General features: G+C 33.1%; 18 protein-coding genes, 3 tRNA genes and 2 pseudogenes. 11 read left to right on the forward strand and 12 right to left on the reverse strand.

The window, feature by feature from the left end:
* Positions 1-145: 145 nt before the first annotated feature.
* Positions 146-901 carry a hypothetical protein gene (locus ACNO7W_RS12750; protein WP_417938427.1) on the reverse strand — a complete coding sequence of 252 codons (756 nt, stop codon included), beginning with the start codon at positions 899-901 and terminating at the stop codon, positions 146-148.
* 339 nt (positions 902-1,240) lie between these two features.
* Between ACNO7W_RS12750 and ACNO7W_RS12755 the strand changes: the two genes are divergently transcribed.
* From ACNO7W_RS12755 to ACNO7W_RS12770, 4 genes are all read left to right on the forward strand, one after another.
* Positions 1,241-2,200 carry an aldo/keto reductase gene (locus ACNO7W_RS12755; RefSeq protein ID WP_417938428.1) on the forward strand — a complete coding sequence of 320 codons (960 nt, stop codon included), beginning with the start codon at positions 1,241-1,243 and terminating at the stop codon, positions 2,198-2,200.
* Positions 2,201-2,736: 536 nt separating this feature from the next.
* Positions 2,737-3,387: a GNAT family N-acetyltransferase gene (locus ACNO7W_RS12760; protein WP_417938429.1), complete on the forward strand. Its 651-nt coding sequence runs from the start codon at positions 2,737-2,739 to the stop codon at positions 3,385-3,387.
* Positions 3,388-3,460: 73 nt separating this feature from the next.
* Positions 3,461-4,813 (forward strand): NAD-dependent succinate-semialdehyde dehydrogenase, encoded by a 1,353-nt coding sequence (locus tag ACNO7W_RS12765; protein ID WP_143386755.1) that lies wholly within the window; start codon positions 3,461-3,463, stop codon positions 4,811-4,813.
* A gap of 51 nt (positions 4,814-4,864) precedes the next feature.
* Positions 4,865-5,692 carry a hypothetical protein gene (locus ACNO7W_RS12770; RefSeq protein ID WP_417938430.1) on the forward strand — a complete coding sequence of 276 codons (828 nt, stop codon included), beginning with the start codon at positions 4,865-4,867 and terminating at the stop codon, positions 5,690-5,692.
* 131 nt (positions 5,693-5,823) lie between these two features.
* Here the strand turns inward: ACNO7W_RS12770 and can are convergent, their stop codons facing one another.
* The 3 genes and pseudogenes from can to ACNO7W_RS12785 form a co-directional block, all read right to left on the reverse strand.
* Positions 5,824-6,459 carry a carbonate dehydratase gene (gene can, locus ACNO7W_RS12775; RefSeq protein ID WP_417938432.1) on the reverse strand — a complete coding sequence of 212 codons (636 nt, stop codon included), beginning with the start codon at positions 6,457-6,459 and terminating at the stop codon, positions 5,824-5,826.
* A 97-nt stretch (positions 6,460-6,556) separates the two neighbouring features.
* A pseudogene (locus ACNO7W_RS12780) lies at positions 6,557-8,212 on the reverse strand (SulP family inorganic anion transporter).
* 89 nt (positions 8,213-8,301) lie between these two features.
* Positions 8,302-8,559, reverse strand: a complete 258-nt coding sequence (locus tag ACNO7W_RS12785) for a hypothetical protein (protein WP_417938433.1) — start codon at positions 8,557-8,559, stop codon at positions 8,302-8,304.
* A 728-nt stretch (positions 8,560-9,287) separates the two neighbouring features.
* On the opposite strand from ACNO7W_RS12785, the gene ACNO7W_RS12790 reads away from it, so the two are divergent.
* A complete protein-coding gene (locus tag ACNO7W_RS12790) occupies positions 9,288-10,334 on the forward strand; it encodes an outer membrane beta-barrel protein (RefSeq protein WP_417938434.1) in 1,047 nt (348 codons plus the stop codon).
* A gap of 317 nt (positions 10,335-10,651) precedes the next feature.
* Here ACNO7W_RS12790 and ACNO7W_RS12795 read toward each other — a convergent pair whose 3' ends face one another.
* The 5 genes from ACNO7W_RS12795 to ACNO7W_RS12815 all read right to left on the reverse strand — a co-directional run bounded on the left by ACNO7W_RS12795 (position 10,652) and on the right by ACNO7W_RS12815 (position 16,176).
* Positions 10,652-11,554, reverse strand: a complete 903-nt coding sequence (locus ACNO7W_RS12795) for an N-acetylmuramoyl-L-alanine amidase (protein WP_143386749.1) — start codon at positions 11,552-11,554, stop codon at positions 10,652-10,654.
* 34 nt (positions 11,555-11,588) lie between these two features.
* Positions 11,589-12,056 (reverse strand): hypothetical protein, encoded by a 468-nt coding sequence (locus ACNO7W_RS12800; RefSeq protein WP_143386748.1) that lies wholly within the window; start codon positions 12,054-12,056, stop codon positions 11,589-11,591.
* 42 nt (positions 12,057-12,098) lie between these two features.
* Positions 12,099-13,412 carry a 30S ribosomal protein S12 methylthiotransferase RimO gene (gene rimO, locus ACNO7W_RS12805; protein ID WP_417938435.1) on the reverse strand — a complete coding sequence of 438 codons (1,314 nt, stop codon included), beginning with the start codon at positions 13,410-13,412 and terminating at the stop codon, positions 12,099-12,101.
* 263 nt (positions 13,413-13,675) lie between these two features.
* Positions 13,676-15,181, reverse strand: a complete 1,506-nt coding sequence (locus ACNO7W_RS12810; protein ID WP_417938436.1) for an OmpP1/FadL family transporter — start codon at positions 15,179-15,181, stop codon at positions 13,676-13,678.
* A gap of 47 nt (positions 15,182-15,228) precedes the next feature.
* A complete protein-coding gene (locus ACNO7W_RS12815) occupies positions 15,229-16,176 on the reverse strand; it encodes a hypothetical protein (RefSeq protein ID WP_417938437.1) in 948 nt (315 codons plus the stop codon).
* 101 nt (positions 16,177-16,277) lie between these two features.
* On the opposite strand from ACNO7W_RS12815, the gene proS reads away from it, so the two are divergent.
* From proS to rpsT, 5 genes are all read left to right on the forward strand, one after another.
* Positions 16,278-17,756 (forward strand): proline--tRNA ligase, encoded by a 1,479-nt coding sequence (proS, locus tag ACNO7W_RS12820; protein ID WP_417938438.1) that lies wholly within the window; start codon positions 16,278-16,280, stop codon positions 17,754-17,756.
* A gap of 78 nt (positions 17,757-17,834) precedes the next feature.
* Positions 17,835-17,906, forward strand: a tRNA-Glu gene (locus ACNO7W_RS12825).
* Positions 17,907-17,953: 47 nt separating this feature from the next.
* A tRNA-Glu gene (locus ACNO7W_RS12830) sits at positions 17,954-18,025 on the forward strand.
* 38 nt (positions 18,026-18,063) lie between these two features.
* A tRNA-Glu gene (locus tag ACNO7W_RS12835) sits at positions 18,064-18,135 on the forward strand.
* A gap of 32 nt (positions 18,136-18,167) precedes the next feature.
* A complete protein-coding gene (gene rpsT, locus ACNO7W_RS12840; RefSeq protein WP_035673520.1) occupies positions 18,168-18,419 on the forward strand; it encodes a 30S ribosomal protein S20 in 252 nt (83 codons plus the stop codon).
* Between the two features lie 74 nt (positions 18,420-18,493).
* Here the strand turns inward: rpsT and ACNO7W_RS12845 are convergent, their stop codons facing one another.
* The gene (locus ACNO7W_RS12845; RefSeq protein ID WP_417938439.1) at positions 18,494-18,901 is read right to left on the reverse strand and encodes a response regulator; all 408 of its coding nucleotides are present in this window, start codon (positions 18,899-18,901) and stop codon (positions 18,494-18,496) included.
* Complete coding sequence (locus ACNO7W_RS12850; protein ID WP_417938440.1) at positions 18,901-20,616, reverse strand: PAS domain S-box protein; 1,716 nt, start codon at positions 20,614-20,616, stop codon at positions 18,901-18,903. Before ACNO7W_RS12850 ends, ACNO7W_RS12845 begins: the two co-directional genes overlap by 1 nt.
* A gap of 170 nt (positions 20,617-20,786) precedes the next feature.
* Here ACNO7W_RS12850 and typA point away from each other — a divergent pair, with 170 nt between their 5' ends.
* The gene (gene typA / locus ACNO7W_RS12855; protein WP_143386741.1) at positions 20,787-22,583 is read left to right on the forward strand and encodes a translational GTPase TypA; all 1,797 of its coding nucleotides are present in this window, start codon (positions 20,787-20,789) and stop codon (positions 22,581-22,583) included.
* A 66-nt stretch (positions 22,584-22,649) separates the two neighbouring features.
* Here the strand turns inward: typA and ACNO7W_RS12860 are convergent.
* Positions 22,650-22,805 (reverse strand): annotated as a pseudogene (locus tag ACNO7W_RS12860) (hypothetical protein); the annotation flags it as partial.
* Between the last annotated feature and the right edge of the window lie 57 nt (positions 22,806-22,862).

A 22,862-nucleotide genomic window follows, 5' to 3' on the forward strand; every position in this document is an offset into this window, starting at 1 on the left:
TATTTACCCAATTTTCTTTTGTAGCTATTTAGTTTTTTGGTTTTGTTCTTTTCAGATTCGGGTGTTAGTATTATAAAACTTGGAGTGCCATAAAATTCAAATTCTTCCAAAATTATTAGTGTGATTTTTTGTAAAAAATAAATTCCTAAAAAAGAAAGAAATAATTTCCATAATGATGAATCCAATAAGTAGGATTATTTGAGTACTCTCCGGATTTAATTATTGTACTTGTGTTTATTAATGAAATTATTAAAGTTGTTGAAATTAAAAATGCGGATATTAAATGTCCAACTCTTTCATTATTAAATTTAAAAAAGTCAAGAAATTTATTTTCTTTTTGAATCATTGTTTGCAAGTTTTTTGTCAACATTGCTTCAATATCTGCTCCCCAAGTCCTAGCGGTATGAGAAATTCGGAAGTTTATTCCGCTATTAAAATATCTATGATGAACTTCACCATCAAAACTAGGTATTGATCCATTATTGTCTGTTATAAAAGATATCGATATTTCTTGTTTCTCAAATGTATCTTTATCTCTAAACTTTACAAGATATTGCCAAGTTAAGTGTACAGCTCTTGAAACTAAAGGTAATTTTTCATTGAAATGAACTAAATGTTCAAAACCATTTAATGTCACAGTTGTATTATCATTGTAATAAATTGAAGCACGAAATTGAATTAGTTTAGAGTCATTTTGTTGATATATTCTTTGGTTAATTACTTCAAATAAAGTTATAATATTCTCTTTGTTTATTTCGAATGTACCTTCTAAATGCTTTGAAATTGTTTGAGGCTTGCCTAACAAGCTAACTATAAAATCTTTAAATTGTTCATTATTAAACGGTAATGCGACTTGTCCACTAGTTTTAATACTTTGTGTTTCGTGTTTATTATGTTCCATATTTAGGTTTTATTACGTAATCAATTATGCTCTTTGTCAACTTGTATATATCATTAAACATATGCATGTTATTTCTGTAAAAATAGCTAAAACAATGGTAGCTTAAGAATTATCTTATTAACATGATTTTGTTAATTTACAAATTACAGCCACTTTTTTAAACATTCTTTACGGTTTTCCGTAAAAGAGTAAAATTTTTTTAATCAGGGAAGTTCACGTCTTGTGTTTCTTTGATTTATTAAAACACTGGTTGGTGTTTTTTATTACTAATTGACATTTTACTATCTTTCGCAACTGACTAAAAAACCTAAATTAGAATTTGATTAAAAAAACAAATAAATGAAATACAACAGATGTGGAAAAAGTGGCTTATTACTGCCACAAATTTCTTTAGGATTATGGCATAACTTCGGCTCGGTGGATAGTTTTGAAAATGGAGAAAATATTGTCAAAGCCGCTTTTGATAAGGGAATTACCCATTTTGATTTGGCTAACAATTACGGTCCGGTTCCGGGTTCTGCAGAGACCAATTTTGGTAAAATCCTGAAGAATAATTTTCAGGGAAACCTGCGCGATGAAATCGTAATTACGACCAAAGCCGGTTACACCATGTGGGATGGTCCTTATGGCGACTGGGGTTCCCGTAAATATTTATTATCGAGTTTAGACCAGAGTTTGAAGCGAATGAATTTGGATTATGTGGATATTTTTTATTCGCATCGTTTTGACCCGGAAACGCCTTTGGAAGAAACCATGATGGCTTTGGATTATGCCGTGCGAAGCGGAAAAGCGTTGTATGCTGGAATTTCTAATTACAATGCGGAACAAACAAAGGAAGCAACTGAAATTCTTAAACGATTAGGAACACCTTGCCTGATTCATCAAGTAAAATACTCGATGTTTGTTAGAGAACCAGAAGAGGGTTTACTGGACGTTCTGGAAGAAAAAGGAGTGGGATGTATTGCTTTTTCGCCTTTGGCACAAGGACTTTTAACGGATAAATACCTGAAAGGAATTCCGGAAAATTCAAGAGCTTCGAATCCAAATGGACATTTGCAATTAGAAGAAGTTTCTGAAGCAAAAGTGCAAAAGATTATAGCGTTGAACGAAATAGCGAAAGGACGAAATCAGTCTTTGGCACAAATGGCTTTGGCTTGGCTATTAAAAGACAACCGAATCACTTCTGTTTTGATTGGTGCCAGTTCTGTTAGTCAATTAAATAATAATATTGACAGTCTACAAAATCTGGATTTTTCCAAAGAGGAACTAGAGAAGATTGAAGGGGTTTTGGGACAATAAAAAGGGTGAAAGTTAACTTTTACTCTTTTTTTCAATATAATTTTCCAAAATTAATTTTTAGGCTTAATAATCGCAGCGATTCCACCACCAATTGCCAAACGAAAAATCAGCTAAGTCAGAGGGGAATTGGAAAGTGGAAGATCTTAAAGAATCAGGAATAAAGATTCGAGACTATTTGCATAAGTATAATGTGTGGTTTCTTCCATAACGATGTTTTTTGTGTATCGATATTTCAGGATGGGACAATATTGAAAATCCGAAATTTAGTACTGGCAACTGTTTTTTTAGATTTTTTGTCTAATAAATAAGCCCATTTTTCAGTACAAAACATAAGTTATTTTGAATCATATATTCATCTGCAATACTCATTGCTTGTGAAATAATAGCTAAACCGTACTCAATTTGTTCTTCATTTTAATCATTTTAGGAACAATAAAAAATATTTCCCCCCAACGATAAGGCGTATAATTCTAATTCTCTTAATTTAGCGCCAATCTTTTTATAACTTTATTAGTATTCAAAGGAGTCGTCAATTTATGAAAAAAGAAATTTTAGGGAAATACACTTTACAAACTCCTTTACCGGAACATGCAAAACAACAAGCGGAATTGCAAGAAATAGTTTTTCCTACTTTGTCTGCTGAAGAATTAATTACTGAAGAAAAATATAAAAGACATTTGGAGATTTTTCCAGAGGGACAATTTATTGTTTTAGATGGTGATAATGTGATCGCTTCTTGCACGACTTTGCTTCAAAATTACCACAAAGGACATCATACTTTTTTGGAAATTTCAGATGATTTATGGTTGGGAACACACGATCCTAAAGCCGAATGGATTTATGGGTTGGATGTTTCTGTTCATCCGGATTACCAAGGAAAAGGTATTGGAAGGGAAATTTATAATGCGCGTCAGGATGTGGCCAAGGCATTAGGTTGCAAAGGACAAATGACAGCTGGGATGCCTATTGGTTATGACAAAGTAAAAGGTCAAATGACAATTGCAGAATATTGTGATAAATTAATCAAAGGTGAAATCATAGACCCAACTGTTACGGCTCAAACCAAATGCGGATTCATTCCGGTGGAACCATTATTCGATTATTTAGATGATCCTAGAAGCGGAAATTGTTCGATACTGATGTTTTGGCCTTTGGATCCAAACACTAAATTAAGCGAGAACCATTAAATAGTGTTCAATCGTAATGAGGTCTTTCAAGGAATTTTAAACGAACAGCATTAAACTTTAAACAAAAAATAAAATGATATTCAAATCAATAAACCCATTTTCAAGAGCGATTATTGCAGAACACGAAGTGTTGACGAATGCACAATTGAATCAAAAACTGAAATTATCAGAAAGTGCTTTTAAGAATTGGCGGAATGCATCTTTTCAGGAGAGGGCTGATAAAATGAAAAAATTGGCTAATATTCTGAGAGTAAACAAAGAAGAGTTGGGATTACTCATTACCAATGAAATGGGTAAAATTCTATCTGAAGGAATTAGCGAAGTGGAAAAATCAGCCGGAAACTGTGATTTTTATGCGGAGAATGCAGAGAAAATGTTGAAGGATCAGCAGTATGACACGCCTTTCAGAAGCCTGTCTGTTTATGACCCAATGGGAGCCGTTTTTGCGATTATGCCTTGGAATTACCCTTTTTGGCAAGTACTTCGTTATGCCGCACCGGCAATTATGGCGGGCAATGTGACGCTTTTGAAACATGCACCAAATGTTATTGGCTGTGCCAAAGCTATTGAAAGTGCATTTTTGGAAGCTGGTTTTCCAGAAGGTGTTTTTCAACAAATAACCATAGATATTACACAAGTGGAAAGTGTAATCGCTTCGGATATTGTCTGTGGCGTAACTTTGACAGGGAGTGAAATGGCGGGTTCTTCTGTAGCTTCATTGGCTGGAAAGCACATCAAAAAATCAGTTATGGAGTTGGGCGGTTCGGATGCATTTATTGTTTTGAATGATGCCAATCTTGAAAAAGCAGCTACTATCGCCACTCAATCCAGAATGCTTAATGCCGGTCAGGCTTGTATTTGTGCCAAACGTTTTATTGTTACTGAAAAAGTTGCCGATGAATTTGCAGGCCTTCTTGCCCAAAAAATTAACGCATTGCAGCAAGGAAATCCATTGAAGAGCGGAATCAATATGGGGCCTTTGGCTCGATTGGATTTGGCCGAAAAATTGAGTCGTCAATTAGAAAAATCGTTGCAGCAAGGTGCGAAATTAGTGGTAGGAGGGGTGCGTGAAGATTGCAATTTCCAACCTACATTAATTGATTTTGTGGATTCCAATAATATTGCTTTTCAAGAAGAAATTTTTGGCCCATTGGCAACCCTAATTAGAGCTAAAGATGAAAATGATGCTGTTGCGATAGCCAATAATCATAGATATGGATTGGCATCGGCAATTTGGACCGAAGATCGTGAAAATGCATATAGATTGGCACGAAAAATTGAAGCAGGAAATGTTTTTATAAACGCATTGGTGCGTTCTGATTCCAGAATTCCTTTTGGAGGAATAAAAAAATCAGGTTACGGAAGAGAATTATCTGACATTGGAATAAAAGAATTTATGAATATGAAATCGATAATCATCGAATAATTTTAATTAAGAATAGAAATCGAATTTTAAAATTAACAACCAAAATCAAGCATGAAAAAAGCAGGACTTATTTTTGTATTAATGTTGACGAATAGCATACTATTTGCACAAGAAAATGCCATTGACACCGTAAAAGTTAAAAAAAAATGGGATATAAATCTCGATATTGCCAGTCGATATATTTGGAGAGGACAATCTTGGGGAGGTAAATATCCTGTAGCACAATTGTATGGAAATTATAATGTGAGTGATAAATTCTCTGTGGGTTTTTGGGCAACACACAATTTCAAAAAAGAATATTATGATGCAAATGGGGCTTCAAAAGGGTACCAAGAGTTAGATTTTATTTTTAATTATGCCATTACAGATTATTTGACTGTTTCATTGCAGGATTATTATTGGCCATCTACAGACAAACAAGAAGGCGTTTCAAATGATTTTTTCAATTTTGGGAATGATGGATCACAATCAATTGATTTGCAGTTTCTGTTTGGTTTTTCTGAAAAAGGGGTGCCAATTTGGTTTACTTTAAGCACCTTAATTGCAGGAAATGATTTTAGATATAAAGATGAAAAAGGAAAACAAAATTTCACTACTTATATGGAAATTGGATATGATTTTGAAGCTCCCTTAGGATTAAATATCGCTCCTGTTGTGGGAGCTGTTCTTAATAATAAAGCAGAATATTATACTTTTGCTGATTATAATAAACCCTCATTTGTTAACCTAGGATGTACTGTGTCAAAAGACATTCAATTAAGCGAAAGTATTACCATGCCAATTTGGTTAAATTATACTTATAATGCAGCTTCAAATAAAACTAATTTGGAACCATTTGGAAAACAATTTTTAGTAGCGGGTGTGACTTTTACGTATTAAAGAAACTAAATCAGAGTTTATAAAAAGAGGCTGTCTATGTTTTTAGACAGCCTCTTCCAGTATGGATGCAATACTTCTTAAAACGAAGAATTGTTGCTAATTATAATAGTAATAAGTACAAACGATTGCTTTTAGAATTTTAATTGATAAACTTGGTCCAAATCTTTTTCTGAACTGATATTGACATCCAAATCAGTTACGAAACCCGAATTCAATCCGTAAGCCCAACCATGTAAAGTTAAGTCCTGTCCGTTTTTCCAAGCAGATTGCACAATAGAAGTTTTGGCTAAATCAAAAACCTGTTCTTTTACGTTGAGTTCCAAAAACTTATTGAAACGATCCGTTTCATTAATAATGGAATCCAAATAAATATGATGCAAACGGTATACGTCTTTTATGTGACGAATCCAGTTGTCAATAATACCGATAGATTCATTTCCCATCGCAGCTTTTATACCTCCGCAACCATAGTGGCTACAAACAAGTACATGCTTTACTTTTAAAACATTCACGGCATAATCCAGAACACTTAACATATTCATGTCAGTATGGATTACCATATTGGCTATGTTTCTATGGACGAATACTTCTCCTGGTTTTGCTCCTACGATTTCATTAGCAGGAACTCTACTGTCAGAACAGCCAATCCATAATAATGGCGGTGTTTGGCCTTTAGCTAAATCTTCAAAATAATTTGGATCGCTGGCTAAAGAAGTTTCAACCCATTTTTTATTATTGTCTAATATTTTTTTATAAAAATCGCTCATTTTTTTGTTTCGTTAAAAATTATTAAAATCAATTTTTTTACTTAATAAAATAATTGAGATGAAAAAAGAGATTAATTAAAGGCTCGTTATTTATGATTTAATCATAAAATTCTTCAGTGACGATTTCTCTTTTAATTGTTTTTCTTTTTGCAGCATCATAATAGTGCTCAACGGTAACTTTGTTTGTCGTCTCCTCACTATTTTCTAACTGATACGCTTTTTTAAACCCTTTAAGCTTAACTTTTATATTGTCATTTTTGGCTTTTATGGTTTTAAATTCATGGATTAAGTCCAAAATATCATGGGCAATGTAAACCGTATCCTGTGCATTAATAATTACTTTAGAATTTTCAGGAATATGATTTAATGTTAACTTGATTGCTGCTTTATTTAAAAAAGAAACTTCTTGTGCTAAATCGATATGAATGACATCGCCATCTGCATACTCTTCTTTTCTAAAATAGTACGCTCGTTTAAGGTTGCCTTTCAAAATAAATATAATACTGATGACAATCCCTAGAGCCACACCTTTTAATAAATCGGGGAATACAACGGCTGATAAAGTGGCGATAAAAGGCACAAATTGGTATTTTCCTTTTTTCCAAAAATGCTTGAATGTTGATGGTTTAGCCAGTTTATATCCCACTAATAGTAATATGGCTGCTAATGTAGCCAATGGGATTTTATTCAAGATTAGTGGAATTGTAACAACACTTACCAATAACAACACGCCATGAATAATAGCAGACATTTTTGATTTTGCACCAGCATTGTTATTCGCAGAGGAACGAACAACAACCGAAGTCATTGGTAAACCACCTAAAAGGGAGCTGACAATATTTCCAATTCCCTATGCTTTTAACTCTACGTTGGTATCGGTGTAACGCTTTTGAACATCCATTCTATCAGACGCTTCAATACACAATAGCGTTTCTATTGAAGCAACAATGGCAATCGTCAAGCCTACAATCCAGACTTTAGGATTAGTAATTCCAGAAAAATTAGGAGTAACTATAATTTGTTTGAATTCTTCAAAAGTCTTCGGAACCGGTAATGAAACCAAATGTTCTTTGGCTATTGCCAAAGAGCTTCCCGTTGATGTGAAAATTTCATTTAAAACAACACCAACTATAACGGCTATAAGTGCACCCGGAATTAATTTTAATTTTTTCAAAAAAGAAAATTTATCCCAAGCAATCAATATGATTAATGAGATTACAGTAATAATTATGGAGCCCAATTGAACATAGTCAAATATGCCGAATAATGCAGAAAACGTATTGCTTCCATCCGTTTGCATAAAGGATTGATCGCTCTCAAAATCACTGTCGTAGCCAAAAGCATGCGGCAGTTGCTTCATAATTATAATAATTCCGATTCCGGCCAACATTCCTTCAATAACATTTGTAGGGAAATAATTTGAAATAGTTCCTGCTTTGATGAATCCCAATGCCAATTGGATTAAACCTGCAATAAAAACTGCGGTTAAAAAAATATCAAAAGCACCTAAATCAGTAATTGCAGTAAGAATAATAGCTGTTAAACCAGCTGCAGGTTCGGAGACACTTAAATGTGATTTACTCAAATAACCTACAACTATCCCGCCAATAACGCCAGAAATAATTCCCGAAAATAACGGTGCACCAGAAGCCATCGCAATACCTAAACACAATGGAAGCGCCACCAAAAAAACCACTAAACCAGACGCAAAATCAGATTTAAGATTAGCAAAAAGATTGATTTTTTTTGTCATAATACCTTACTAAAAATTAAACACAAAAGACTTGCTCACATTACAAAAATGAGAGAATTAGATTTTAAAATATTAAAATCCACGATGTGTTAAACCTGTTCGGGTGGGGGAATGAATATAGTAGAAGCAATTGTATCGTGTTTGGACAAATTCTCTGACAGAATAAGACTTGAAGTTAGTCCTGATGATTTGATTCCTTCATATATAGTATTATAATGAAAAATTACTTTAATCTGCTTGTGTGCTTGTTTTTCCTCAGAAAAACCATAGAAAATAGAAGTATCGGCACTTTTCTCTATGACACAAACAATCGTAGGTGTTAAAAGGAAAGCGACAAAAACAAACATTAATAAGTAATAGGAACGATATATTGTCGCATATTATAATGTCAAAACCTCAATAAAGACTGAGGTTGAGTTAAAAAACAAATATGACATTATTTCAATCTCATTACTTAATATTTTGAAAAAATTAATAATTGACCTTTTTTAATAAATCTAAAAATGGTTTCAAATGAATCAAAGTGTTTATATGTTTGTGTATTTTTGCAATCTTCTTTTTATTCAACGGGATTGATACAATAACCTGTCATTATTATTTAGGATCTTATATTTCTAATTAAAAAACGAGGTTAATAATAGTGTTGTTTGTTTTTCTATTAAATTTAAAAATAGTAATCAATGTGTTTTTTTAGTGGGGTATTTGTGTTTTTGTATTCAAAATATTGATAAAATGTCTTTTACAATAGATAGTTTTTTGTTTTAATACGTAAAAAAACAGGGGTTATGTAAATAAATGAATTATGAGATTTTTAAAATATATCATTAAAAAGATGGAAATATATATTATTTCCGAATGTTTCTTTGTTATCGATAATTCTTATCAAAAAGAGTCAAAAAAGTAATTATTATTTATTTAAGTAAAATAAAAGTTAATAAATTCGCCTCAGGAAAAAGGGTTTTGCCTACTAAATGAATAACTGTAAAAAAGGTTTTTTGATTTAAAAAAACACAACAAATAGTATAGATAAAAAATAATAACCAAACCAAATTAATAATTAAAACTAAACTTAAAGATGAAAAAAGCAGGACTAATTTTAGCATTAATGCTAACGACGGGCATGACATTTGCACAAGAAACGACACCAGCACCAGCTACAACTTTTGCAGGTTCAGCAGATATGTATTATAAATATGATTTTTCTAATCAACAAGGCAATGGTTTAACAAGTTTTACTGGCTCTCACAATTCATTTGAATTAGGAATGGCATCTATTGAAGCTTCACACAAAATGGGTAAAGCATCTGTTTTTGTAGATTTAGGTTTTGGAAGCAGAGCAAGTGAATTTACTTATAATGATGCCGCTAATACTTTTATGATTAAGCAATTAAACTTTACTTATGAGTTTTCGGATAAATTCAAAATGATAGCGGGTAGTTTTGGAACGCATATTGGATACGAATTATTAGATGCAGTAGACAACAAAAATTATAGTATGTCTTATGCTTTTACTAACGGACCGTTCTTTAATACCGGTGTTAAAGCACAATATACTTCAGGTAAGTTCAGTATCATGGCAGGTGTTACTAATCCAACCGATTTTAAATCAGCACTTGATGCAGGTTCTACTCAAAAAACGTTTATCGGTCAATTAGGATATGTTGGAGATACAGGAAGTGCATACTTTAACGTAACTTCTGGCAGTGTTAATCCTGTTTCTGATAAAAACGTAACTCAATTTGATTTTGTAGGTTCTAAAAAACTAAGTGATGCATTCTCTTTAGGATTTAATGGTACTTATGCAATGGTAGCGGATGATTTTGATAGTAATTTAGACGGAGAATGGTTTTCATTAGTAGGGTATGCCAGTTACGCTGTTAAAGAAAATGTTAGCTTAGCTTACAGATTAGAGTATTTTGATGATAAAGATGTACTTTCAGCAAATGCTATAGGTGGAAATATACTTGGAAATACTTTATCATTAAACTATAAAGTAGGAAACTTGACTATTATTCCTGAGATTAGATATGATAGTTCATCTGTAGATGTTTTCTCTGATAGCGATGCACTTCCGACAGGTTCAAACGCATATGTTTTACTTGCGACAACTTATACATTCTAATTTAAAAACAATATTTTTTTTTTTGCTGTCAAGATACTTTTAAGTGTTTTGGCAGCTTTTTTTTATTGAATATAAGTTAAAATTTTTATATAATGAGTTGGTTTAATAAAGGGTTTAACAACAAAACTGCTTTTTGAGTCTTGTGTAAATTGCTTTGCTTTCATGAAGCTTTTAAGTGCTTTGGCAGCTTTTTATTATTGAATAATAAGAGTGTCTTTATAAAGTAAGTTTGTTGGAAAAGGGGTTTAATAACAGCAAAGCGTCTTTTTGAACAATTCAAAAAGACGCTTTGCTGTTATTACTTTGGAACGAATAAGTTATTGTTTCTTATATATAGAGTAGATAATATTCTTAGTGTTTTCATCTACTATGTCATCAACTTGAGATTGAACATAATGCAATTTAAATGCTGTAATGGCTGCCAAAAGATTCTTTGTGTCGTATCCTATGATTTGCAATCCTTGTTGAACATTAAAATCGAGAGGAGCAGTCTCTAATATTTCATCAGACCAAATTCCAAATCCTTTTTCAGCTAAAATTTTCCAAGGGAACAAAGCGCTTGGATCTTTTTTTCTGGTTGGAGCAATATCAGAATGGCCAATGATGTTTTGGGCAGGAATATTGTAGTCTTTTTTTAATTTAGTCAATAGTGCCAGTAGACTATTCATCTGTAATTCAGTAAAAGGCTCTGTGCCGTTATTATCCAGTTCAATTCCTATAGATGTCGAGTTGATATCAGTATTTTTTCCCCATGAACCAGTTCCGGCATGCCAAGCTCTTAGATAATCATTCAACATTTGAACCACTTTGCCATTATCTGAAATTACATAATGGGCACTTACCTGCGTTTCAGTTTTTGTAAACGTTTTTACAGTTTGTTGTAGGGAATCTTGGGCAGTATGATGGATAATTATAAAGTTAGGCTTCCGCAAATTAAAATTTACAGTGCCTATCCATTCTGTATTGATACCATTTTGCAAAGGAGTAGACCCCATTTTTGAAATAGAATCTTTAAAAATATGCAATTGTTTTGCGTATAAAGTGTCGATACTTATTGCGGTTTCGGTAACAAAAGGCAAAGGCTGTGACTCTTTGGTTGAAATCTGATCCTTTAATGTTTTGAGTTTTTTGTCATATACTTTCTCACTGGCTTTGTAAGGATTAGTGGAGCAAGATGTAATTATAACAGCCGAAATTAGGCAGTAAAAGGATTTTCTCATATTTAAATTGCATTTTTATGTCCCAAAATACGGATTATCTGTTTTTTTTGGATTTTTTTGGATTTTTACTTTCTTGAGAAAATATTTTGTATTTTTCTTTTTGATCGTCGTTCAATAATTCCACAACCTTTCTTTCCGTATTTTCAGAAAGTATTTGGATATTTTTTATTTGATCGCTTTGATTCGTTTCTTGTTTTAATATAACCCCTTGTTGTTTTATGCTTTCTGTAAGTATGTTTGCAATAGCAATTTCCTGAAGTTCGTCAAGAACTAGGGCTGGTTTTAGTCTGACCATAATTTTACCAACAGTTTCTTCAACGGGAATTTCTTTTGGTTTTTCCTGGCTTCTACCTTGATCCATTCCACTATTCATGCGACCACTTCCATAACCGTTTCTACCATAACCTCCTCCGCCATAGCCACTATTTCCATATTGTGCGGAAATGGTATTAATAGATAATAACATAAATGCGCTCACTAATAATGACTGAACTATTTTCATATTAAATGTTTTAAAAAGGTTTTCAAAAACTATATTACAAATCTAAGCGGGCTCACCATACAAATCAAATTCTGTAGCCTCGATAATTTTTATCATCACAAATTCACCAGTTTTCACATAATGCTTTGAAGCATCAATTAAAACTTCGTTATCTACATCTGGACTGTCAAATTCAGTGCGTCCAACAAAATGACCACCTTCTTTTCTGTCGATGATACATTTGAATGTTTGACCTACTTTTTCTTGGTTCAAATCCCAGGAAATTTGAGATTGTAATTCCATAATTTCGTTGGCACGTTCTTGTTTTACTGTATCCGGAACATCGTCTTCCAATAAATACGCATGCGTATTTTCTTCGTGTGAATAAGCAAAACAACCCATTCTGTCAAATTTCATTTCTTGAACGAAATCTTTCAATATGTTGAAATCTTCTTGTGTTTCTCCAGGGTAACCTACAATCAAAGTCGTACGTATAGCCATTCCAGAAACAGCTTCACGGAAATCTTTCAATAATTTTGTTGTTTTCTCTTGAGTTGTTCCGCGACGCATCGATTTCAAAATAGAATCTGAAATGTGTTGCAACGGAATATCAATATAATTACAAATTTTTGGCTCGCGCTTCATGATTTCCAGAACGTCCATTGGGAAACCGGTAGGGAAGGCGTAGTGCAAACGAATCCATTCGATTCCTTCTACTTTTACCAAAGCTTCTAATAATTCACCAAGATTTCTCTTTTTGTAAAGATCCAGACCATAATAAGTCAAATCCTGAGCAATCAAAATCAATTCTTTCACGCCATTTTTAGCTAAACCTTCGGCTTCTTTTACCAATTTTTCAATGGTTTGTGAAACGTTTTTTCCTCGCATTAATGGAATCGCGCAAAAACTGCATGGTCTGTCGCAACCTTCGGAAATTTTTAAATACGCATAATTTTTTGGAGTCGTAGTCAATCGCTCACCCAGTAATTCATGCTTATAATCGGCACCTAAAGCTTTCAATAATTGTGGCAACTCAGTAGTACCAAAAAATTGATCCACATTTGGAATCTCTTTTTCTAAATCAGGTCTGTAACGTTCAGATAAACAGCCTGTAACGAAAACTTTGTCAACTAATCCTCTTTCTTTTTTATCGGCATATTCTAAAATCATGTTTACTGATTCTGCCTTAGCATTATCAATAAATCCACAAGTATTTATCACAATAATATTTCCTTCTTCAGCTTCTGGAGCTTCGTGTGTGACGTCTTTTCCGCTTGCGCGAAGCTGTCCCATAAGCACTTCACTGTCATATACATTTTTCGAACACCCAAGAGTGATTACGTTGATTTTATTCTTTTTTAAAGACTTCGTTCTCATAACATTATAGTCCCGATAATTTGGGAATTTTGCAAAATTACAATTTTTTATTCAAACTGAACTTGTTTCAATTTCTTTTCAATGTTTTTCATGAAGCTATTCCTGCTATACGTTGCAATCTCCCGAAAAAAATCGGGAGGATTTTCACTGCAAACGAAGTTCACTGAACTCAAATGAAAATGAAAATTAAGTGAAGTAATCAGGGCTAAAAAAAATCCGTTCCATAATAACGAAACGGATTTTTAATAGTGTTTTTTTGTGAATTACAATTCAAACAATAAAGTCATAGAAATAGTATTGTTGATAGAATTTATTTTAGCACCGTCTGTAAGTCCTTGACTAAAAAAACCTTGCTGAGAATTTCTTTCCGAAGATGAATACGATAAATCCACTTTGGTAGAACCGAAATTATAACCTAAACCTCCTGAATATCCTTTCAAATTACCAACAGTTGTTTTGTTTTTGTAGGGACTTTGTTCGTAACGGTATCCAGCTCTTAAGCTTAGTTTCTCAATTTTATATTCAGCACCCACTCTTACTTCGTTGGTTTTATCCAAAACTGAATTCATATAGCTGTTTACATCACTGAAATAAGAATCATTTTCTGGTTTGAATTTGGTGTTGCTATAATCTTTCATAGCATAATCAATACTTATCAGCCCTGATTTACCAAAAACATAAGCAAAACTTCCTGTCAGTTTACTTGGTGTTTGTAACTTGTATGGTGCGTAGTAATTTGTAATTTGAGGATCAACAACATCATTGGTGTCAGGTAGATTTGTTGCGCTACTCACGGCAACCAATCGTTGTGAAAACTCATCACTCAAGTGATACCAAGTTGATGATTCGTAGGCTAGTCCTAAACGAACTTCATTAGTGACTTTTGCAATAGCGCCGACTTGAAATGAAAACCCAGTTCCATAAGTATATAAATCATTGTCAAAACGCAATCTTGTTACGGTGTACTCATCAGTTAACGGGGCACTATTGTCTTCATAAAAACTGGTAGATTGTCTGTAATCGGTAAAATGAGAGTTTAAATTCAGTCCTATGTATAATTTATCTTTGTAAGATGTTGCAGCATTAAATGATAGTTTTCCATTATAGCCATTAGTGCTGATGGTGTTTTCTTGATAATAATTTCCACCTGCAGGAACATTTGAAATATATTGTGTGTTATTTGGGTTATTCTCATCTGCTGAATTTATTATATAACCCCAATGTCCTAAATATGCTTGTTGCGCTCCATGATCTAAATTTCCATAGCTTGAGTTTTTCAATACATTTAGGGGAACTCCATCAGCATAACTTAAAAAATAGTTATCAACTGAATTATTTGGATTCGTTCCAGCAGAAAATAGAGAATTATTGTAATTATTTACGTTATCATAATTCACTCCCACTGAAAACTTTTTCCAATTACTATTTGAATTTCTGTTGTTAAAAACAAAAACACCTCCAGCTTGATTTAAATCAAAGGAATTATCTTTCTCGGTGGTTTCAGTGCCAAAATAATTGGAATTGTTTTTCGTATTGTAACTGCTTAATGTCACCGCAATCTGATTATTTGAAAAAACAGCAGCCCCTGCAGGATTTATATTAATAGAAGATAAATCACCTCCTAATGCTCCAAAAGCTCCGCCCATAGCTCTAAAACGTGCTGTGCCATTCAAATTGTCCTGTGCATATCGGATCGCATCTGTTGTCTCTTGTGATTGTGCGGCACTAAAAGTGAAGCCTGTTAATAGTAGGAATAAATATTTTTTCATTTTTATTTCAGGTAAGGTTTAGCTTTTTATTCAAATAGACGTAAAAGTTATCTTCTTCCGCCTCCACCGCCAGATGATCTTCCACCGCCACCACTATTATTAGAATTATTTGAGCTTGGGCTATATGATCTTGAAGAATTACTTTCGCTTCTTGAACTTGGTGTGTAAGATCTTGTAGGAGAATTGCTTTCGCTGCGAGAACTGTTTGTGCTTGTTCTTCGGTTAGAATTACTGAAAGTATTATTCTGATTTTGATTTCTTGTGAAAGTAGGACTTGTTCTAGTACTATTATAAGTAGAATTTCTATTGTTTGTTCCTCTATAACTATTAGTTGGGTTTTGAGAATAATCCCTAGAAGTTCTGGTGCTATAATTTCTATTGCTGTTCACTCTGTTAGAATACGATGAACCTCTTCTGCTTGGATTGTATGAGTAATTGTTATAGTAACCAGATGAGTAACCTCCTCCATAATAAGGGTAATTCCAACCGGGATATCCCCAACCATAATAAGGATAGTTCCACCCGAAGCTAGAATAGCCATAACCATAATAAGGGTAGTTCCAGCCGAAGCCAGAATAACCATATCCGTAGCCATAATAAGGATAACCCAATCCATATCCTAACGAAAGACTCCAGTGATTAGGCGATACATTTATTATGGTTTCATGGGAATTGCTTCCCCATCCGCCATAATTGGAATAGGTTGCCTGAATGCTATCATTATCAGTATTGTAATTGCTGTAATTATCCACATCGGTAAAAATCTCAGCGGATTGATTGTTGTCCTGCAAAGAGCCAAAATAATTTTTGTAGTAATTATTTTGAGTATCTTGATTCTCTCTCACAATAGTTTTTTTAGCGGTATTTCCATAAATTCCATCCCCGTCGTAGTAAGAACTATTTTGGTAAGAACCACAAGAGGTTAACAGAATACTCAAAAACCCAACAACATAATAAATTGATGCGTTTTTAAGGGAAAAAGTACTAGTTTTCATATCTATGGGGTTTTTTATTGTTGGACAATACAAAAATAGTTAGTTTTGCGGAACTATTTAGTTAAAATTATTAAAACAAAATTTGTGCCAAACTATTCAATATGAGTAAGAACTTAACTACAAGATCAGAAGATTATTCAAAATGGTATAACGAGTTGGTTGTAAAAGCCGATTTAGCCGAAAATTCAGGAGTTAGAGGCTGTATGGTGATTAAACCGTACGGTTATGCCATATGGGAAAAAATGCAAGCTGAGTTGGACAGAATGTTTAAAGAAACGGGGCATCAAAATGCCTATTTTCCTTTATTTGTTCCGAAAAGCATGTTTGAGGCAGAAGAAAAAAATGCGGAAGGATTTGCAAAAGAATGTGCTATTGTAACGCATTATAGATTAAAAAACGATCCCGATAGACCAGGGAAACTTATGGTGGACCCTAATGCGAAACTGGAAGAAGAATTAATCGTTCGTCCAACTAGTGAAGCTATTATTTGGTCAACATACAAAGGATGGGTGCAATCCTATAGAGATTTACCTTTGTTGATTAATCAATGGGCAAATGTGGTGCGATGGGAAATGAGAACAAGATTGTTTTTACGAACTGCAGAATTTTTATGGCAAGAAGGACACACGGCTCATGCTACGAAAGCGGAAGCTATTGAAGAATCTGAAAAAATGATGCATGTATATGCTGAGTTTGCAGAGAATTTTATGGCAATACCGGTAATTAAAGGTTTTAAAACTGAAACAGAACGTTTTGCCGGGGCTGAGGAAACCTATTGTATAGAGGCTTTAATGCAAGATGGAAAAGCATTACAGGCAGGAACGTCTCACTTTTTAGGACAAAACTTTGCTAAAGCATTTGATGTTAAATTTGCTAATGCCGAAGGAAAGCAAGAACACGTTTGGGGAACTTCATGGGGGGTTTCTACTCGATTAATGGGAGCTTTGGTGATGACACATTCGGATGATAAAGGATTGGTTTTACCTCCAAGTTTGGCGCCTATTCAGGTGGTAATTGTTCCAATTCACAAAACGGATGAACAATTAGAGGAAATAACAACTGTAGTTACTGATTTAGTTTCTCAATTGAAGAAATTAAAGATTGCGGTTAAATATGATGATAGAACTACGCAAAAACCAGGATTCAAATTCAATGAATATGAATTGAAAGGAGTGCCTATTAGAATTGCTGTTGGTCCAAAAGATTTAGAGAATGGTACTTTTGAAGTTGCAAGAAGAGATACATTGACTAAAGAAATTGTTTCAAAAGATGGAATTGTAACTTATATCAGCGATTTATTAGAGCAAATTCAAATTGATTTGTTTGATAAAGCTTTAAATTATCGCGACACGCATATTACTGAAGTAAATAGTTTTGATGAGTTTAAACAAGTTTTAGACACAAAAGGAGGCTTTGTATCAGCTCATTGGGATGGAACTGCAGCAACTGAAGAGAAGATAAAAGATTTGACCAAAGCTACGATTAGATGTATCCCTTTGGATAGGGTAGAAGAAGCGGGAAGCTGTGTTTTTACTGGGGAAAGTTCAGTAGGAAGAGTGTTGTTTGCGAAGGCATATTAAAAAAAAATAAATTTTTTTGCATCTACTATTGTGCGTTTCAAAAATAGTTGTATTTTTGCATCCGCATTAGAGAAGCAGGGCCCGTTCGTCTATCGGTTAGGACGCATGGTTTTCATCCATGTAAGAGCGGTTCGATTCCGCTACGGGCTACTATTTTTTTTGCAAGTTAAAGTTTTCCTGAACTTAGAGGGAAAAATGGCCCGTTCGTCTATCGGTTAGGACGCATGGTTTTCATCCATGTAAGAGCGGTTCGATTCCGCTACGGGCTACAATTTCAATTTAGATTGATAAAAACTTAGGAGGATAAGGTCCGTTCGTCTAGGGGTTAGGACGCCAAGATTTCGTCTTGGTAACAGGGGTTCGATTCCCTTACGGACTACAAAAAATAGTAAAAGATAAAAAAGCAATAAAATGGCAAATCATAAATCAGCTCTAAAGAGAATTAGAAGTAACGAAAAGAGAAGAGTATTAAATAGATACCAACACAAAACTACTCGTAATGCAATCAAAGCGTTAAGAATAGCTACTGATAAAACAGATGCGACTTCTAAATTATCAAGTGTAATATCTATGATTGATAAATTAGCTAAGAAAAATATCATTCATGATAATAAAGCTTCTAATTTAAAGTCTAAATTAACGAAACATGTTGCTAAATTGTAATTAGTACAATTTTCAAAATAATTATAAAAAAAGCTCTCAATAAAATTGAGAGCTTTTTTTATGACATATAATTTTTATATTTTGTTTTTTAAGTATTCAAGCATTGATGTAGTTATGGGCTTCGATAAAAAATCGATGACCATAGGATATGATCTTGCTTTTTCTAAGTCTTCAGGGTCTATTGTTGAGGAGAGAACAACCACTTTTATGGTGTTGAATTCGGAATAATCATCAGTATTAAAAATATCTAAAAACTCCCATCCTCCCATTACTGGCATATTTAAATCTAAAAAGATTAATTGAGGATGTTTTTTTAATTCACTTTCAGCGTTAGTATGTTTTAGTTTATTAAAGTAATCAAGTGCTTCTTCTCCATTTTGAGAAGTGATTATTTCGTTTGAAAAGGATGCTTTAATGATTACTTTTTTGCATAACATAAGTGTTATGGGGTCGTCATCAACGCATAAAATTTGATCCAACATTATTGTTTGTTTTTAAATGTTAATGTGAATGTAGTTCCTTTGTTTACCTCACTTTCAATGCTAATAGTTCCTCCCATAGTTTCAACCTGAGATTTCACAAGGTATAATCCCAGTCCTTTGCTGTCAGGATAATTATGGAATCTTTGGTAAAGCCCAAAAACTTTGTCTCTATTTCTTTCTAAATCTATTCCTATTCCGTTGTCTTTGAATATTAGATAAACAGTATCATCAACTTCATTAGCGTTAATTGTGATTTTAAGCTTTCTGTTTTCAGATTTGTACTTTATAGCATTTGTTAATAGATTTAACAATATGCTTTCTATGTAGGCTTTATTTGTGTTTAAAACAGAAACTTTTTCAAAATTAAGTTTAATTATAGGTTTGTACAGTTCTATTTGAAAGCTTAATTGATTAAAAACGTTTTCAAATATTTCTTTTAAAAGTACGGCTTCTTTTTGAATAGAAGGATTGTCCTTAATGATAATTACTTTTACTAAGTCATTAATCGTTTCATTCAATAAATGCGTTGATTTATTAAAGCCGTTTAAAATTTCCTTTAATTCCTGATTCTCTATAGGGATATCTTCAATTAGGTTTAAAAGACCGGTGAGGTTTGATAATGGGGCTCTAAGATTATGCGAAGTAATATAGGAAAACTGTTTTAAGTCCTTATTGTTTTGTGTTAATTCTCTAATAAGTTGCTCTTTTTCTTTTTCTTGTTTCTTTTCTTCAGAAACATCTCTTTGTATTGAAATCCAATGTGAAAGTTCATTTTCTGAGTTGTAAATAGGGATCATAGAGAAACGAACCCAATATTCCTCTTTGTTTTTTTTATAGCTGATAGTCTCAATTAAGCACTCTTCTTTATTTTTTAAAGCAGTAATCAATTTTTTATATTCTTGTTTGTCAGAATTTGGTCCTTTGAAAAGATTTGGAGTTTTTCCAATGACTTCCTCAGATTTATATCCGGACATGATAGAAAAAGCGGGATTAACATAAATTATTTTTGGTATCCGGGTATTGTTAGAATTTGCTTCGGTTATGATTATTGAGTCTTTGGATTGTGTAATTACGGTTTCTAATAATTTAAGTCTTTGTTCTTCTTCTTTTTGTTTTGTTATATCCTGTATTGCTCCAATCATTCTTATCGCTTTTCCCTCCTCGTCCTTGAGAAGAAATCCTCTGTCCAGGACATATTTATAAGAGTTGTCTGCACATCTAAATCGATATTGATCTTGCCATTTTTCTGTTTTTTGTTCTATAAACGAGTATAGTTTTATCGACATTTTAATGCTGTCTTCGGGATGAATTTTATCAAACCACCATGTTGAACTACCGCCTACCTGATCTTCTTTATAGCCAAAAACGTTTTCAATTCCTTTATTCCACGATAGATTGTCTTCTTGTATTTTCCAATCCCAAATAGTGTCACTTGTTGCTTTTGCTACAATGTCATATTTTTCATTCGATTCTTTAATTTCGTCATTTGTATTCTTTAATTTTTCAAAAACAGCGATGTTTCTATTGTCGTTTTTTGATAAAATATATTTGTAAGCTATGCCTGTCAAAGAAATAAATACTAAATCTTTTATAAAGTTATAATATTGGTAATTAGTATTGTGGGTGTAATTTTGTAATAATTTATGGCAAATAATGGCCATAAATATGGAGATGAGAATGTAGGTTAGAGTTATTTGATTGGTTTTGTTTTTCATTACTCAAATATAATTAAATAATACTTAATTATTAAACATCATCCAAAACTTATTTTAACAGCTTTTTTGTTGATTTTTTTAGGTCTAAAAGGTTAACAATATGTAAACTATTGCAGAAATATTTTTTATATCAAAATAAAGTGTACCTTTGCACCCATTAAAAATCACAGATGGAATCTATTAGAAACATTGCAATTATTGCCCACGTCGATCACGGTAAAACAACTTTGGTTGATAAAATTATGTATCACTGTCAGTTATTTCGTGACAACGAAAACACAGGTGACTTAATCCTTGATAACAACGACTTAGAGCGTGAAAGAGGTATCACTATTACTTCTAAAAATGTTTCTGTAGTATACAAAGGAACAAAAATCAACATTATTGATACTCCTGGTCACGCCGATTTTGGTGGAGAGGTAGAACGTGTATTGAACATGGCTGATGGAGTTTGTCTGCTTGTAGATGCTTTTGAAGGACCAATGCCACAAACGCGTTTTGTATTACAAAAGGCTCTTGACCTTGGTTTGAAACCATGCGTTGTTATTAATAAAGTAGATAAAGAAAACTGTACTCCTGAAGAAGTTCATGAAAAAGTTTTTGACTTAATGTTTGAATTAGGCGCAACTGAAGAGCAATTGGATTTTCCAACTGTTTACGGTTCTGCAAAAAATAACTGGATGTCAGACGATTTTAACGTTATGACTGAAAACATTGAACCGTTATTAGACATGGTTCTTAAAAATGTACCAGCTCCTAAAGTATCGGAAGGAACTCCTCAAATGTTAATTACATCTTTAGATTTCTCAGCATTTACAGGTCGTATTGCTATTGGTCGTTTGGAAAGAGGTATATTAAATGAAGGAATGCCGATCGCTTTAGTAAAAAGAGATGGTAAAGTAATGAAATCACGTATTAAAGAACTTCATACTTTTGAAGGACTTGGGCGTAAGAAAGTAGAGCAAGTAATTGCTGGAGATATCTGTGCTATTATTGGAGTGGAAGGTTTTGAAATTGGAGATACTATCGCTGATTTTGAAAATCCAGAAGCGCTGAAAACAATTGATATTGACGAGCCTACTATGAGTATGTTGTTTACAATTAATGACTCTCCTTTCTTTGGTAAAGAGGGTAAATTTGTAACTTCTCGTCATATTAGAGACCGTTTGACAAAAGAATTAGAGAAAAACTTAGCAATGAAGTTAGGTGAAACCGATTCAGCTGATAAATTCATGGTTTTTGGTCGTGGTGTACTTCACTTGTCTGTTCTTATCGAAACAATGAGAAGAGAAGGGTATGAGTTACAAATCGGTCAACCACAAGTTATCATCAAAGAAATTGATGGTAAAAAATGTGAACCAATTGAAGAACTAACAATCGACTTACCTGAAAACCTTTCTGGTAGAGCGGTAGAGTTTGTTTCTATCCGTAAAGGAGAAATGTTGAGTATGGAAGGTAAAGGAGAACGTATGATTATAAAATTTAATATTCCATCTCGTGGAATCATCGGATTGCGTAATCAATTGTTGACTGCTACTGCCGGTGAAGCTATTATGTCACACCGTTACATAGGATATGAGCCTTACAAAGGGGAAATTCCTGGACGTAACAATGGTTCATTGATCTCTATGGAAAATGGTAAAGCAATTCCTTATTCTATCGATAAATTGCAAGATCGTGGTAAATTCTTCGTTGACCCTAATGATGAGATTTACGAAGGTCAAGTAATTGGAGAGAACAGTCGTAGCGATGATATGTGTGTAAACGTAACTAAGGCTAAGAAACAGTCTAACGTTCGTTCATCCGGAAATGATGAAAAAGCAAGAATAATCCCTCCTATTCGTTTTTCTCTTGAAGAAGCTTTAGAGTACATTCAAAAAGATGAATACGTTGAGGTTACTCCAAAAAGTATTCGTTTGAGAAAAATATATTTGACAGAAACAGATAGAAAAAGATTTAAATTCTAATTTTCATATTTTACAATAAAAAAAGCCATTCGAAAGAATGGCTTTTTTTATGTATTTACTTTTTCTTCAAAATAAATTGTTGTAAAAAATTTTCTTATATAAAAATTTATGAAATATTACCTTTTCAAACTTAAAATTACCTTTTGCTTCCCTTCTGTCTTCTAATTTTATGGTAAACCAATAATCGTCCGTAGGTAGTTTGTGAAAAGTACCATCCCAACCAAGGCTTGAGGGGAGATAATTGTTTGAGAAGTTTTCCTAAACGATTAAAAACTAAGG

This window comes from Flavobacterium sp. ZB4R12 (genome assembly GCF_048276375.1).
In the GTDB taxonomy this organism is placed as follows: Bacteria; Bacteroidota; Bacteroidia; order Flavobacteriales; family Flavobacteriaceae; genus Flavobacterium; species Flavobacterium gawalongense.

Bases quoted from the DNA above. Each gene is read 5' to 3' on its own strand.
- proS (WP_417938438.1), top strand. From the start codon at position 16,278: ATGAGTAAGAACTTAACTACAAGATCAGAAGATTATTCAAAATGGTAT.
- ACNO7W_RS12845 (WP_417938439.1), bottom strand. From the start codon at position 18,901: ATGTTGGATCAAATTTTATGCGTTGATGACGACCCCATAACACTTATG.
- ACNO7W_RS12750 (WP_417938427.1), bottom strand. From the start codon at position 901: ATGGAACATAATAAACACGAAACACAAAGTATTAAAACTAGTGGACAA.
- ACNO7W_RS12785 (WP_417938433.1), bottom strand. From the start codon at position 8,559: ATGTTTGTTTTTGTCGCTTTCCTTTTAACACCTACGATTGTTTGTGTC.
- ACNO7W_RS12810 (WP_417938436.1), bottom strand. From the start codon at position 15,181: ATGAAAAAATATTTATTCCTACTATTAACAGGCTTCACTTTTAGTGCC.
- ACNO7W_RS12800 (WP_143386748.1), bottom strand. From the start codon at position 12,056: ATGAAAATAGTTCAGTCATTATTAGTGAGCGCATTTATGTTATTATCT.
- ACNO7W_RS12795 (WP_143386749.1), bottom strand. From the start codon at position 11,554: ATGAGAAAATCCTTTTACTGCCTAATTTCGGCTGTTATAATTACATCT.
- ACNO7W_RS12765 (WP_143386755.1), top strand. From the start codon at position 3,461: ATGATATTCAAATCAATAAACCCATTTTCAAGAGCGATTATTGCAGAA.
- rimO (WP_417938435.1), bottom strand. From the start codon at position 13,412: ATGAGAACGAAGTCTTTAAAAAAGAATAAAATCAACGTAATCACTCTT.
- ACNO7W_RS12755 (WP_417938428.1), top strand. From the start codon at position 1,241: ATGAAATACAACAGATGTGGAAAAAGTGGCTTATTACTGCCACAAATT.
- ACNO7W_RS12850 (WP_417938440.1), bottom strand. From the start codon at position 20,616: ATGAAAAACAAAACCAATCAAATAACTCTAACCTACATTCTCATCTCC.
- can (WP_417938432.1), bottom strand. From the start codon at position 6,459: ATGAGCGATTTTTATAAAAAAATATTAGACAATAATAAAAAATGGGTT.
- typA (WP_143386741.1), top strand. From the start codon at position 20,787: ATGGAATCTATTAGAAACATTGCAATTATTGCCCACGTCGATCACGGT.
- ACNO7W_RS12790 (WP_417938434.1), top strand. From the start codon at position 9,288: ATGAAAAAAGCAGGACTAATTTTAGCATTAATGCTAACGACGGGCATG.
- rpsT (WP_035673520.1), top strand. From the start codon at position 18,168: ATGGCAAATCATAAATCAGCTCTAAAGAGAATTAGAAGTAACGAAAAG.
- ACNO7W_RS12770 (WP_417938430.1), top strand. From the start codon at position 4,865: ATGAAAAAAGCAGGACTTATTTTTGTATTAATGTTGACGAATAGCATA.
- ACNO7W_RS12760 (WP_417938429.1), top strand. From the start codon at position 2,737: ATGAAAAAAGAAATTTTAGGGAAATACACTTTACAAACTCCTTTACCG.
- ACNO7W_RS12815 (WP_417938437.1), bottom strand. From the start codon at position 16,176: ATGAAAACTAGTACTTTTTCCCTTAAAAACGCATCAATTTATTATGTT.